Origin of the sequence: Amycolatopsis eburnea (assembly GCF_003937945.1) — a bacterium.
Classification (GTDB): domain Bacteria; phylum Actinomycetota; class Actinomycetes; order Mycobacteriales; family Pseudonocardiaceae; genus Amycolatopsis; species Amycolatopsis eburnea.
The window spans coordinates 78,922-91,001 of record NZ_RSEC01000060.1 but is presented as its reverse complement, the minus strand read 5'-3'; the positions used below and the strand labels follow the sequence as shown (position 1 = coordinate 91,001).

Here is a 12,080-nt window from a genome sequence, read left to right as displayed (position 1 = left end):
GGAACCTAGCTGTGGGGCTGACCGACCGCGGCGATCGCGCCGTCCGGGATGCCGCCGTGGAGTAGCTGCCAACCGGTTAGGTGCTGGTCGAAGAGCAGGGGCCCGTTCTCGCGCCGCAGGTCACGACTTCGGATGAAATCCGCGGTGAACGGTATGCCGAAGTAGTTGGTGCCGTCGCCGTTCCAGGTGGGGTCTTCGACGGTTCCGTCCGGGCGGGAGCACCAGGCGTGCGGGAATGGTGCGGCCGAGTTCGCTGTCGCGTAGCCCTCGACGTAGAACAGGTCGTACTCGCAGCTGTGCCTGGCCGCGTTAGCGAAGCATCGTTGCAGGGAGCCCGTGGGGCGGTCGATCGGCAGGCGGCTCGGCGTGAACCAGCGGCCGTAGGTGAGAACGAGATCCTCCACGCTGCGGAACCGGCGACCTGGTAGCGCAGGGTAGATGTGTGCGAACAAGCGCAGCGATTCGAGCAAGTGATCGCGCGAGCTCTTGCAGCCAGGCTCCGTACGCACCCGACCATCGTGCCCGACCACGAACCGTCATCGCGAGCCAGCCTCTGCATCGTCAGGTGTGGACGGCCTCCGTGTCTCGTCTCGCAGCAGGAGCCAGTGCGGGAGGCGGGGAGCCATGACGATCGGAACAATCATCGGCATCGACGTTGGCAGCGCGTTGGCTCGCGCCGCGCGGGACCAACTTTCGCGAGGTCAGCGCTCGGTTTTCAGCATGGCTCCTAATGCCGACATGTTCCCCGGCACGCATGGCCGTCAGGCCATGCTGGGAAACAGTGCGCCGAAGGCGCTCCGTCTGGGCGACGTGCTCACGAGCGGCGCGTTCTGGTGGGTGACCACCGCCGCGGTCGCGATCCTGATCGCGGTCTTCGTCCTCCACCGACACCTTCGTTCCCACCACCTCCGCTCCCGTGTCCGGTTCGACCTCTTGCCGACGACCACCTTCGACCCGTCGCCGCAGGCGGTGCTGGCGTTCGCGCACCAGCTGGGGCGCGTGCGGCCGGTGCACGGGTGGGTGCCGCGATCGGTGGTCGGGGTGCGGATCCGGTTCGGCACGGACCCGGAGTTCGGGAAGATGGTGATGAGCGTGGAGGGGCGCGAGTCCGTGACCGGCGTGCTCAACAAGCTCAGCTACCCCGACGTTGAAATCCGGCGGGTGACGTCCGAGGGCGAAACCTCCTCCGTCGGCGGCGAGGGTGATGTCACCTCCCACCGACGGCAGGAACGCGGTGATCTCTCAGGCGGCCTTCTTGCGTGGAGAGCGCCTTCGCGGTGCTGGTGCTTCGGACGCCGCGGTTTGGGCCTGCTCGTAGCCGGAGACCACTTCGGTGGACAGCCGTCCCCGGTCGGAGACCTCGTAGCCGTTCGCGTTGGCCCAGGCGCGGATCTGCCGGTTGCGTTCGCGGTCGGCCGCGGTGGGGGCGGTCGGCTGGCCGGTCGCGGCGCGGACCTTGCGGCCGCCGATGCGGCGTCCGGCACCGATGAATCGGGCCAGCGTCTCGCGCAGGACGGACGCGTTCTCGTCGGAGAGGTCGATCTCGTAGGTCACGCCGTCGAGGCCGAACTGGACAGTTTGGGCTGCGGTGCTGCCGTCGAGGTCGTCGAGGATCTCGACTAGCACTTTCTGGGCCATTGATGCTCCTCGGAATGGGGTGCTTCGGCTGAGTGTATCCACAGGTTGCGCACAAAGGAACATTCACCCCCATCATTGGCGCATAAAACTGGCTCCTCATTGCCGTGACTGAGGGTGCGAACGTCGGACGTTCGCGTTCGTGGGAGGAGAACCCGCCGTGCACGGTAAGCATTCCTCATCGGACCTGCACGTGGCACGGGCCGAGCTCGTTCTGGCGCGTCCGAGTCACCTTCCGTTGCGTGCGTTGCCGATCCGCCCGGACGATCCACTGCAGACACTGGCGAACGCGCTCGGTGATGTCCGTGTGGATCTCGGTGAGGCGGTGCAGGTCTGCCTCGATCTCATCCCGCTCACACCGGCACGTATCCGGCACCTGGCTCGCCGTGCCGCGTCGCATTCCCGAGGAAACGATGTGCGGCCATTCGGCGTAGTCGCTGACGCCGCAGTGGAACTACTTGGCGAGTTTTTGCCGATCGCGCGTACATCGGCCGGTGCCCGTTCTCGGAATGCGACACCTTCCCCGCAACGAGTGGTGAACAAGTTCGTGACCGACGAACCGGTGTTCGCGATCCAGGTGCTGATCCGCTGTGTCTCGGAGATTCCCGGCCGGGTGCAGGCGCACCTGCGCAGCGTCATCGGGGCGTTCGACATCTTCCGCGGCGAGAACTACTGGCGCGTTCGCGGGCCGCGGGTTCTCGGCTGGCACTTCGGCGCGGACACCGTGCTGGTGCGCCGGCGGTTCGACCGGCGTTTCCGGACCGGGCTGGCGAAGCCGCGGGCGGGCTCATTCGTGACGACCAGCGAGATCGCCGGTCTGCTGAAGCCGCCGTCCGGACGCTGTCAGTCGCCGGCGATCGCCCGCAGCCGCGGCTGGGTGCTTCCGGCGCCGCGAGAGGTGCCGACCTACCGGCCGGGGACGGGGCTGGTGCGGCTCGGGTACGTCACCGACGTCAACGGCGACGAGCGGCTGGTCGGCGTGCCCCTGCACGAGCTGCTGTTCTCGGCCCGCTTCGGCAAGGCCGGCTTCGGGAAGACCGAGGAAGCCCTGGTGCAGGCGATCGAGATCGCCCGGCTGGGCGGCGGTGTGTGGTTCCTCGACCCGCACGCCGACGGCTGGAAACGCGCGAAGCCCTACCTTTCCGACCCGGGGTTGCGAGCGCGGTTGTGGGAGGTGAACCTCGACGTCCGCGGGCGGGGCAAGCGGTTGCCCGGTTGGAATCCGTTGAGCATGCAGGGGTTCACCGAGTCCGATATCGAGGACCGCGTCGACGCGGTCGTGACCTCGTTCGCCGCGGCGCTCGGGTGGGGTGATGCCGCGCCGCGGGCGAAGTCGATCCTTACCAAGGCCTGCGAGGCGCTTTGCTACCTCGCGATGCGGCTGCCGGCGGACTGCGCGCCGACTATCTTCCAGATCCCCACGCTCCTGGACGACGAGACCTGGCGCGAGACGATCCTGCCCGTGCTGAAGCCGAGCGTCCGTCGCTATTGGACGGACTCGTTCCCGAAGCTGGCCCCGGACGCGACGACCGTCGTCACCAACATCATCAACCGCCTGCGGACCAGCCCGACGCTGTCGGCGTTTCTCGGCTCGTCGGTGACGACCTACGACGTCCGCAAGGCGATGGACACCGGGCGGATCGTGTTCGTCTGCACCAGCGGCACGGGCGAGACGAACAAGCTGATCACGTCGTTCATGATCTACGACCTGTTCCGGGCCGGCCGCTCCCGCGCGGACACCCCGGTGGAGAAGCGGCGCAGGTGCGACGCGTTCGTCGACGAGCTAGCCGCGGTCGACGGCGCCTCCCGCGGCTATCTCGCGGCGATTCTCGAACAGCTGCGCAAGTACCGGGTCGCGCTGCACGCGATGAACCAGATGCCCGACCGCCTCGCCGCAGAGACGCGCAGGGCGCTGCTGCAGAACCAGTCGCTGCTGATGACCTCCGCCGCGGCGATTGACGGCGCCCGCACGGTGGCGCGGGAGTTCGGCGGGCTGGTGCAGCCGGCGACGGTGACCGAGCTGGAGCAGTTCCACCACGTCGTCACCGTCACCCTCGGCGGCCAGCGCACGACACCGTTCAAGATCCGTGGCCTGCACGTCGACGACGAGTTCGCCGAGCACTTCCACCCCGAGTGGAACGACGAAGTCGACCAGGCCCTCGACGCCAACCTCGCCCGCCGCCCGATCGGCGATGTCCTCGACGAGCTCGAGGACCTGGACGACCGGATCCTCGACGCCCTGCGGGCCGAACAGCCGGCCCCGCAGCCGCGGCGCGGACGTCCGCCGACGCGGGGCAGTGGCGCCGGCGTCGATCTGACCTCGAGCGTGGAGTGATCGCCATGGACGCCTTCCAACGCGAAGCCCTGACCGTCGTGTACTGGCATCGGCTGGTGACCACCGAGCAGGTCCGGCGGCTGGTGGCTCCGAGGTTGTCACCGGTGACCGTCCGCGCGAAGCTCGCTGGCCTGCGGAGAGCCGGGCTGGCCGACCGGATCATCCGCGAGCACCGGCCCCGCACCTGGCACGTCACCCCGGCCGGCGCCGAGGTTGTGGAGTCGGCCGGGACGGTCGACGCCCGCGCCTACCGGCTGCCGGGTACAGCGGTGGCACATCTGCTGCAGGAGCACACCCTCGACGTCGTCGAGACCGGTCTCACGTTCGTCGACGCCGCCCGAGCCCGCGGCGACGAGTGCGGGCCGCTGTCATGGACCCCGGAGGTCGCGCACCGGTTCCGCGATCGCGCCGGTGACCGCCGCGGTGTCGTGATCGCGGACGCGGTCCTGCACTACGTGCTCGACGAGGCCGGCCGGCGTTCGCAGCGGACCCTGTTCGTCGAGCTGGACCGGGCGACGATGCCCGTGGCCCGGCTGGCCCGCAAGCTGGCCGGCTACGTCCGCTACCACGACCACGCTCCGGCCGGCGCGGGTCGGCGACCGCCGTGGCGGGAGCGGTATCCGCGGTTCCCACGCGTGCTGATCGTCCTGTCCGGCGCCGAGCAGCATCTTCTCGACCGGCGGCTGGTGGACCTGCGCGCGCACGCCCAGGCGATGCCGGTGGTGAGCACCGCGGCGGGGCGGGTCGACATGGTCGCGACGACGCTGCCGCGGCTGCGAGCCGCCGGTCCGCTGGAGCGGGTGGCGATGCCGCTGCTGGGCGATCCGCGCTGGGTACCGGTGTTCGGCAGGCTGACGTGACTGGCGAGGTCGTGGCGCAGTTCGGGCTGTCCCCGCGGCTGCGGCAGCGCCGGTTCGCGCTGCTGCCGCTGCGTGGCGAGGGCTCGCCGTTCACCGATCTGCAGGGCCGGCTGCCCGGCGACGCCACCACGCCGGCGGACCTGGCGGACCTGATTTCCTCGATCGCCAGCGTGGGTGTGCTGCAGCCGGTGCTCGTCGAGGAGATCGACCGCGGTGACGGGTCGCATCCGGCGATGAAGCTGGCCGCGGGGGAGCGGCGGCTGCGCGCGTGCCGCTGGGGCGCGGTCCACCGGCCGGACAACCCGCACTTCGCCGCGCTGCCCGCGGTGGTGTGCCCGGGGCCGTTGTCGGATGAGGAACGGCGGATCTGGCAGCTGGTCGAGAACCTCGCCCGGGAGAGCCTGCGGCCCGGCGAGCTGGCCGCCGCGCTGGTCCTCGACCGGTGCGCTGTCCTGCTGGGGAAGCTCCTGGCGGGCGGGCACGCGGTGCCGGCCGAGGTGTACGCGATCGACGACCCGATCGCCCGGTTCGCCGCGATGGAACGGATCCGCGGCAGCGACAAGACGTGCGCCGCGCCGTGGGCGGAGGTCCTCAGCCGGCTCGGACTGCAGCTGAGCCCGCGCAAGGCCCGCGAGCTGGTGCGCGCGTTCGCCGAGATGCCGCGCGAGGTCGCCGAGGAAATGGACGAGGCCAAGGTGTCCCTGCACACTCGCATCCGCTTCGTCGAGCTGCGCCGCGGCCGGGAGCAAGCCGCCGCCGACATCTGGGCCGCGGTCAAGCACACCGGACGCACCCGCCTCCTTCCTACCGCGCTCGCGGCCGCGTCAGCCGACGGCGAGCTGAGCGCGGAGCAAGCTCTGGAGGAAGCCGAGCGCGTCCAAGAGCATGCCGACGCCGCGCGCGCCGACAAGCTCCGCGCGAAACCTCAGGCGCAGGTGGCCGCCGTCGATGCGCGGCTCGTCGAGCGCGCTCTCGCCGCCCTGCGCCAGCTGCTTCTCGCCCTCGTTCAGGGCGCGGAGCTGGGCGAGCAGGACCGCGGTTCGGTCGCGCTGCTGCTGGACCAGCTCGGCGACGTCATCCACAAAGGAGCAGCTGCATGAGCACGTTCCTCGGCATGCCCAGCGCGCCGGCAGCGCGGTGCGACTGCGGCCGCTGTCCCTGGTTCGTCGGCGCCGAGCCTGCGGTCGCGATCGCGCCGCTGTGCTCGGGCTGCAATTCCGACTGCGCCTACTGCGGTTGCGCCCGTTCCTCGTGCACGTCGTGCCCGATCCGCTGCGGCTCCCGCACCGACATCGACGCCTGGATGCGCGACGTCGGCGGCACCCTCGAGTTCGACGACCTCACCGTCGGCACGCCACTGCCGTCCGCGCTGCCGGCGTTCATCCCGCAGGTCGACGGCTCCAGCGTCGCCGAGCTCGACGCGGTCGTGCGGTGGCCGGCCTACGCGGTCGGGCTGCGGCGGGTGTTTTCTCCCCGCACCCACACCCTCTACCCGCGCTGGAGCAACGGCCGGACCGCCGCCGAAATCCTTGAAGTGCCGGACACCACCTTGACCGTCCTCAGTGGATACGGCGAAGACCCGCTCGTCGAAGCGTTCTGGACCGCCCGGCACCGCGACGACCTGATCACGCGGATCGCGGCCCTGCGGTTCGGGCTGGTGCTGGCGCCGAACTACTCGATCTACGGCAACTGGCCCCGCGCCGAGCACCTGATCAACATGCGCCGCTCGCTGATCGCCGCCGCCGAGTTCGCCGCGGCCGGCGTCCCAACCGTGCCCAACCTGTACTGGTACCGCCTCGAAGACCTGCGTCGCCTGGCCGACTGGGCCATCGAGACCGAGCCGGCCGCGGTTGCGATCAACGTTCAGACCGTGCGGGAGAACGCGAACTGGCAGACCTGGGCGCTGCCTGGCTTGTCCTGGCTGGCCGAGAACATCCCGCCCGACCTCGTCGTCATCCTCAACGGCCTGTCCCGGCGGGACCGCATCGAGACCGCTCTCGGGCTGTTCGGCGACCGGTTGGTGGTGATCAGCCAGAACCCAGCGCAGTACGCGCTGCACGGGGCGGTGATGACCCCGGAGGGCCGCCAGGACGTCCACGCTCGCATCCCCGACGCCTTCGCCCGCTCCGTCCGGTTCATGGCCTCCCTGCTGCCGCACGGCACCGTCACCGCCGGGGGAGGTGCCTGATGCCGCGGCAGATCTGGGTCCTGCTCGGCTGGTCACCGATCCACGGGGTGGCGAGCACGCCGGTCGGCGTCCTGGGCATCGACGAGCCCGAGGTCTTCGTCGAATGGGTCCCGCGCGAGCACACCGCGAGCCGGATCTGGCGCGAAAGGCTGGCCGGCGCAGGCCCGGCTGAGGTCGTCGAGCGGATCACCGGGTGGGCCGAGACCGCGGTCGCGTCGGCTGCTCGCGTTGAACCGCTCCTGGATGGCGAGCTCGCGGATGTCGTCCGGGCGCAGGTCGACGACGTTCTCGGATCGGCACGCTGACCGGCGGCGGGCATGGGAACGAACGCCAAGGCCGGCCACGCCGCCTACGCCGTCGCACCCACCGGCGCGTCCGGGACCGCGGCCGCGCCGAACGGTGACGCGCTCTTGCAGCACTTCGCCGCCGTCTGCGCCCTCACCGAAGAGCCCGCGAACGCCGCGGAGGAAGATCTCAAGTTCGTCGCCGGCATCGTGGCCGGCGGCGTCGACCCCGCCGATCCGCACAGCCCGCCCGCGATCGACCTGCCGGACGACCCCGTCGAGGGCTACGGCGTGTTCTCCGCCGCCGTCGCCGGCGCGCTCGCCGCAGAAAGCCAGCTCTCCGACACCGTCGCGGGCCCGTACCACCAGCAGCTGCAGGCGCTCACCGCCGAGTACCTGGGCGACCTCGCGCCGGAGGAGCTTGAGACGGTCGCTGCGGCGTCCGGGTTCGAGCACCCCTCGCTGGTCGGGTTCAGCGGGCAGGCGCCGCATCCCCTCGCGGTGTGGCTCGACCCGTCCATCCCGGCTGACGCCGCGGCCAAGAAGAAGATCCAGGCGCTTGCGCAGGCGCGGCACGACGCGTTGTGCGCCGGCCAGGAGATCAACGGCAAGAACCTCGGCCAGTGGGACCTCCCGTCGGCGTCGCTCGCGCTGCCGGAGGGGTTCGAAAGCTGGCTGGCGACCGACGCCGACCTCGCTGAAGCGCAATCGGACTTCGACGCGGCCGCCGCGCAGGTCGCCCAGCACGGCACCGGCGCCCAACCCGAGCAGATCGCGTCCCTGCTGCACTGGGAAAACCGGATCGTCACCGCCCAGAACGTCGAATCGGGAACCGACTACGGCACCGCGACCGCGGCGGCCCGCCACCACGTCGACGAACTCCTCGGCGCCGTCACCCCGGCCCAGCTGTCCAGCGCGGTGGCGGCGGCGAAGGACCAGGGACAGATCACCGACGCGCAGCTGCAGACACTCGATACCCACCAGGTCCTGCAGCTCATGCGCGCCTCCACCCCGGCTGTCGAACGCCAGGACATCGCCGACACGGTCGCTGAACGAACGGCGCTGCTGGCCAACTCCGCCACCTGCGCTGCCCACGTCACCGCCGCGCTCGAGGTCGGCCCGATCTCCCTTTCGACCGCCGGAGGGCTGATCCAGGAGCTGCGGGCGATCGCGGAGGTTCACGCCGCTGCTGCGTCGTGGGATACCTTCGTCGCGGCGCCGCTGAACCAGGCTGTGATGCACGCCGGCCAGGCGGAAGTCCTCGCTTGGGCTGACAAGCAGAAGGTCGGCGACCTTCGCAAGCTTGTCACCGACACGGGTATCGCGACCTCTTTGGACGCCGCGGTGGCGACCAAGTCCAAGCTCAGCTCGCTGCTGCACGGCCACCTCAACGCCGTCAAGAACGCGGTCCCGGTCACGCCGGCGAAATCCGCAGGATCGTCGCAGCAGGGCAAGCCGCGCAGCCGGTTCGGGATGCAGCACGCCCAGCTCGTGGCTGCTCTTCAGCAGGCTCAGGCAGCCCACTCCGCCGTTCCCAAACCGATGGACGCGGCAGCGGTCGCGGCCTGGGACTTCGGATCGGGCACCCCGGCGAACCTCGGCGGCACCCATCCCAAGACCCTCCACACAGGACCCGACGGGACTACGTGGATCGCCAAGCGGGAAAGCAAAGCGCAGGGCGGGGCGATCACCCAGACCGAGGCCGCGGCGTCCCGGCTCGCCGCGCGGGCCGGGCTGCCCGTCGTGCCGGTCTACGCCACCAAGGTCGACGGCCACCCCGTGAGCGTCCAGCCGCTGCTGGCCGGCGCGAAGCCGATCTCGGGCAGCGCGTCGAGCTGGTCGCAGGCCGATGTCGACGAGATCGTCCGGCTCCACGTCACCAGCTGGGCACTGGGCAACCACGACGCCCACCACGACAACGTCCTGCGCACCGGCTCCGGCGGCCTCGTGCCGATCGACCAGGGCCAGTCGTTCAAGAACTTCGGCAGCGACAAGCTGAAGCTCGGCTACCGGCCCAGCACCACGGCCGTCTACCACCAGGTCTACGACGCGCACCTGGCCGGCCAACTCGGCAAGGGCGTGCAGGTCAATCCGGCCGCGGCACACGCGGTCATCCGCCGGCTCGAATCCGTCCCGGACGCCGAATGGCGGGCGACGCTGCACACCGTCGCCCACGCCGGCGCAAGCCAGAACCTGACCTGGGTCGCGCCGATGCGGGCCCGCGCGGCGAAGACCCATGGCATCGCCGAGTCCGCCGTCACGAACACCCAGGTCGCTGAGGCATTCCTCGACCACGCGGTGGAGCGCAAGCAGAACCTGCGGCGCGACTTCGTGAAGTTCTTCACCGGCGAGCTGAAGATCGCCTCCGCCTCGGCGCTGCAGTACCTCGGCAAGACCTGATGGGCACCAACGCCAAGACCGCCCACACCCCTTACGCGATCGCTCCCGCCAATGGCGGCGAACTGCCCACGATCGACGAGCCACCTCCACCCGAGGTCGTCAACGAGCCGGTCACCCTCGATCCGGGGCAGTTGCCGGTCACGCCGATCCCACTGACACCGGACGTCGGGCACGCCTACGGCGAGCCAGTTCTGGTGGGCGGCGCGGACCTGCTCGCCTCGACCGCCACCCTGGTCAGCTACCACGGCACGAACGGGCCTCGTAGCGTGCTGCACGCCCGCGTCGAGGAAGACGCCGAGGCCAAGCTGCTGGACGCGCTCAACATCAGCCCCGAGATGGTCCCGACCCAGGTCGAGCAGCAGGTCACCGGCCGGCTGCCGGTCGACGAGACGCACAACGTCGCCGAGAAGATCATCACCGCGGCAAAGAGCGTCAACCACCACCTCGTCAACGGGACCCAGGGGACACAGCCGACGACGGCGAAGAAGATCGACGCCGCGAAAGCCGCCCTCGACGCGCTGAAGAAGGATCTCGGTGACGGGGCCTCGCAGGTCGAGCAGGCGATGCTCGAGCACTACCTCGCCCGGTTGCAGGCCGTCCAGCACGCGGTTGCCGCCGGAACCCCGGTCGAGCACGTCACGCCGTTCCTGCACGAGGGCACCGCGCTGGTCACCGTCATGGTGCCGGCCTTGCCGCCGGAGGCCGCCGGGGCGAGCGCGGTGGCGGTGCTGCGCGACGCGACCCGGATCAAGCCGACGCTGGACACCAGCACCGGGCAAGCCAGCTGGGACGGTGCCCGCGCGACAAATGTCCTGGGCAAGGAATACGCCATCGACCTCGGCGACGGCTACCAGGCCGTCTACCGCCCGTACGGGATCAACGACCCGACGACGACCGAGTACAGCCTGCGCGGCCGGCTGGAGGTCATCGCCCCCGCCGGCGAGGGCAACGGTCCCGAACTCGTCCAGCGGCTGGGCCGGCTGAACCTGGCCAATCGCCCGATGACCCGCGACGAAGGCGAATACAGCTACCTCACGGCCAACGTCACGGCCCAAAGCCTGGGCGGCGACGCCGAGGTCGCCGGCGCGCGCGTCACAGGGGATCATCTGGAGGAGATGGTCCGGCAGGAGATCTTCCACGAACGCGCCCACGAAGCCGTCGGCATGACCGAACCGCAACTGGTCGCCTTCGCCAAGAACATCCAGCTCGAAGCCCACACCCGCGCGCTGCCCGCGAAGGTGCAGGTTCTGCGCGACGCCCTCGCGAAGGCCACGGGATTCGCCGACGGCGCCGCGCTCGCCGTGAGCCCCGGCTACGACCCGGCACCGCGGCGGTCGGCCGGCTGGCTGACCTGGACGCGGTTCGACGTCGGCAACTCCCTCGGCAAGCTCAGCAGCATGGTCGCCAGCCGGTCGCTGGTGCACGCGACCTCCTTCGCCGGGCTCAAGGCGATGCTGGCCACCGGCGTGCTCGCGTCCACTGAACGCCGCACCACCATGGGTACCCACCAGAACATCGGCATGAGCGAATCGGCGGACAAGCTCACCGGCGGCGCGAGCTCGGTGTTCCTGCGCGTCCGGAAGACCTCCTCGGTGACCTCGGGACCGAAGCTGGTCTGGGATCAGCCCGAACGGCTGCTCTCGCGGGCGGACTACTACGGCGCCAACGGCGACACTTACGGCGTGGTCAACCCGGCCAAGATCAGCCAGTACGGCGCCAAGTCGACCAAGGACCCGTTCAAGATCGCCAAGTTCGGCGGCTCCAGCAACGAGGTCATGTTCGCCGACGGCATCGACCTGCTCGGCGCCGAGGGCCCCAGCCGCATCCTCTGCAGCAACACGACGCAACGCGACGAGATCCGGGCCATGCTGCAGGCCAAGGGCGTCACCGCCATCGCCGGAAAGCCGATCGAGGAGGTCGTCATCGCATGAATCAGCTCTCCGCCGCCCAGCTCTGGGGCACGCTCAACGACCTGCTCACCGGCCGCGGGCAGGACGACGGCGATGAGCTGCCCGGCGCGGAACTCGCTGTGTTCGACGAAGGCGTCGAGGTGTTCCGCGCCGCGCTCGCCCGGCACGCCCGCCGCGATGACGACGATCCCGCGGTGATCTGGGTCCGCCCGCTCGTTGTCCCCGCCGGATGCCGACACGGTCTGCCCGCGTTCGACATCGGCGTGGTTCGCCGTCGAGCCCTGCACGTCAGGACGGCAGCAGCCAACGGGGAGGGGCTGGATCTCGGCCTGATGACCGGACAGCGGGCCGTGGTCCAGCCGGCCCGCGGTCCGCAGCTCGCCGTGCTGCAGGACTTCGACACCTGGACCGCCACGCTGTCCGCCCTCGAGCGCGCCGAGATCGAAGCGCTCGACCACGACTGAATCC

At 70.4% G+C, this 12,080-nt stretch carries 10 protein-coding genes; 8 read left to right on the top strand and 2 right to left on the bottom strand.

What is annotated here, in order from left to right; all coding sequences use genetic code 11:
* Nucleotides 1-5: 5 nt before the first annotated feature.
* Both EIY87_RS36000 and EIY87_RS35990 read right to left on the bottom strand, forming a co-directional pair.
* The gene (locus tag EIY87_RS36000) at nucleotides 6-404 is read right to left on the bottom strand and encodes a hypothetical protein (RefSeq protein ID WP_125314432.1); all 399 of its coding nucleotides are present in this window, start codon (nucleotides 402-404) and stop codon (nucleotides 6-8) included.
* 838 nt (nucleotides 405-1,242) lie between these two features.
* Nucleotides 1,243-1,638, bottom strand: coding sequence for a histone-like nucleoid-structuring protein Lsr2 (locus EIY87_RS35990; RefSeq protein WP_125314985.1), 396 nt, complete (start codon nucleotides 1,636-1,638; stop codon nucleotides 1,243-1,245).
* Nucleotides 1,639-2,170: 532 nt separating this feature from the next.
* Here EIY87_RS35990 and EIY87_RS35985 point away from each other — a divergent pair.
* From EIY87_RS35985 to EIY87_RS35950, 8 genes are read left to right on the top strand one after another with little or no spacing between them, the layout of a single operon-like run.
* Nucleotides 2,171-3,970, top strand: coding sequence for a type IV secretory system conjugative DNA transfer family protein (locus EIY87_RS35985; protein ID WP_225440256.1), 1,800 nt, complete (start codon nucleotides 2,171-2,173; stop codon nucleotides 3,968-3,970).
* A 5-nt stretch (nucleotides 3,971-3,975) separates the two neighbouring features.
* Complete coding sequence (locus EIY87_RS35980; protein ID WP_225440255.1) at nucleotides 3,976-4,830, top strand: replication-relaxation family protein; 855 nt, start codon at nucleotides 3,976-3,978, stop codon at nucleotides 4,828-4,830.
* A complete protein-coding gene (locus EIY87_RS35975) occupies nucleotides 4,827-5,930 on the top strand; it encodes a ParB N-terminal domain-containing protein (RefSeq protein WP_125314426.1) in 1,104 nt (367 codons plus the stop codon). The genes EIY87_RS35980 and EIY87_RS35975 overlap by 4 nt, the downstream gene beginning before the upstream one ends.
* Nucleotides 5,927-7,018 carry a DUF4417 domain-containing protein gene (locus EIY87_RS35970; RefSeq protein ID WP_125314425.1) on the top strand — a complete coding sequence of 364 codons (1,092 nt, stop codon included), beginning with the start codon at nucleotides 5,927-5,929 and terminating at the stop codon, nucleotides 7,016-7,018. The genes EIY87_RS35975 and EIY87_RS35970 overlap by 4 nt, the downstream gene beginning before the upstream one ends.
* Nucleotides 7,018-7,323, top strand: coding sequence for a hypothetical protein (locus tag EIY87_RS35965; RefSeq protein ID WP_225440254.1), 306 nt, complete (start codon nucleotides 7,018-7,020; stop codon nucleotides 7,321-7,323). The genes EIY87_RS35970 and EIY87_RS35965 overlap by 1 nt, the downstream gene beginning before the upstream one ends.
* A gap of 12 nt (nucleotides 7,324-7,335) precedes the next feature.
* Nucleotides 7,336-9,702: a hypothetical protein gene (locus EIY87_RS35960; RefSeq protein ID WP_191984394.1), complete on the top strand. Its 2,367-nt coding sequence runs from the start codon at nucleotides 7,336-7,338 to the stop codon at nucleotides 9,700-9,702.
* Nucleotides 9,702-11,633 (top strand): hypothetical protein, encoded by a 1,932-nt coding sequence (locus EIY87_RS35955; protein WP_125314421.1) that lies wholly within the window; start codon nucleotides 9,702-9,704, stop codon nucleotides 11,631-11,633. The genes EIY87_RS35960 and EIY87_RS35955 overlap by 1 nt, the downstream gene beginning before the upstream one ends.
* Nucleotides 11,630-12,076: a hypothetical protein gene (locus EIY87_RS35950; RefSeq protein WP_125314420.1), complete on the top strand. Its 447-nt coding sequence runs from the start codon at nucleotides 11,630-11,632 to the stop codon at nucleotides 12,074-12,076. Before EIY87_RS35955 ends, EIY87_RS35950 begins: the two co-directional genes overlap by 4 nt.
* Nucleotides 12,077-12,080: the final 4 nt, after the last annotated feature.

What these genes read in the sequence shown, in the direction of transcription:
- EIY87_RS35990 (WP_125314985.1), bottom strand. Translation starts at nt 1,638, where the DNA reads ATGGCCCAGAAAGTGCTAGTCGAGATCCTCGACGACCTCGACGGCAGC.
- EIY87_RS35980 (WP_225440255.1), top strand. Translation starts at nt 3,976, where the DNA reads ATGGACGCCTTCCAACGCGAAGCCCTGACCGTCGTGTACTGGCATCGG.
- EIY87_RS35970 (WP_125314425.1), top strand. Translation starts at nt 5,927, where the DNA reads ATGAGCACGTTCCTCGGCATGCCCAGCGCGCCGGCAGCGCGGTGCGAC.
- EIY87_RS35965 (WP_225440254.1), top strand. Translation starts at nt 7,018, where the DNA reads ATGCCGCGGCAGATCTGGGTCCTGCTCGGCTGGTCACCGATCCACGGG.
- EIY87_RS35960 (WP_191984394.1), top strand. Translation starts at nt 7,336, where the DNA reads ATGGGAACGAACGCCAAGGCCGGCCACGCCGCCTACGCCGTCGCACCC.
- EIY87_RS35955 (WP_125314421.1), top strand. Translation starts at nt 9,702, where the DNA reads ATGGGCACCAACGCCAAGACCGCCCACACCCCTTACGCGATCGCTCCC.
- EIY87_RS35950 (WP_125314420.1), top strand. Translation starts at nt 11,630, where the DNA reads ATGAATCAGCTCTCCGCCGCCCAGCTCTGGGGCACGCTCAACGACCTG.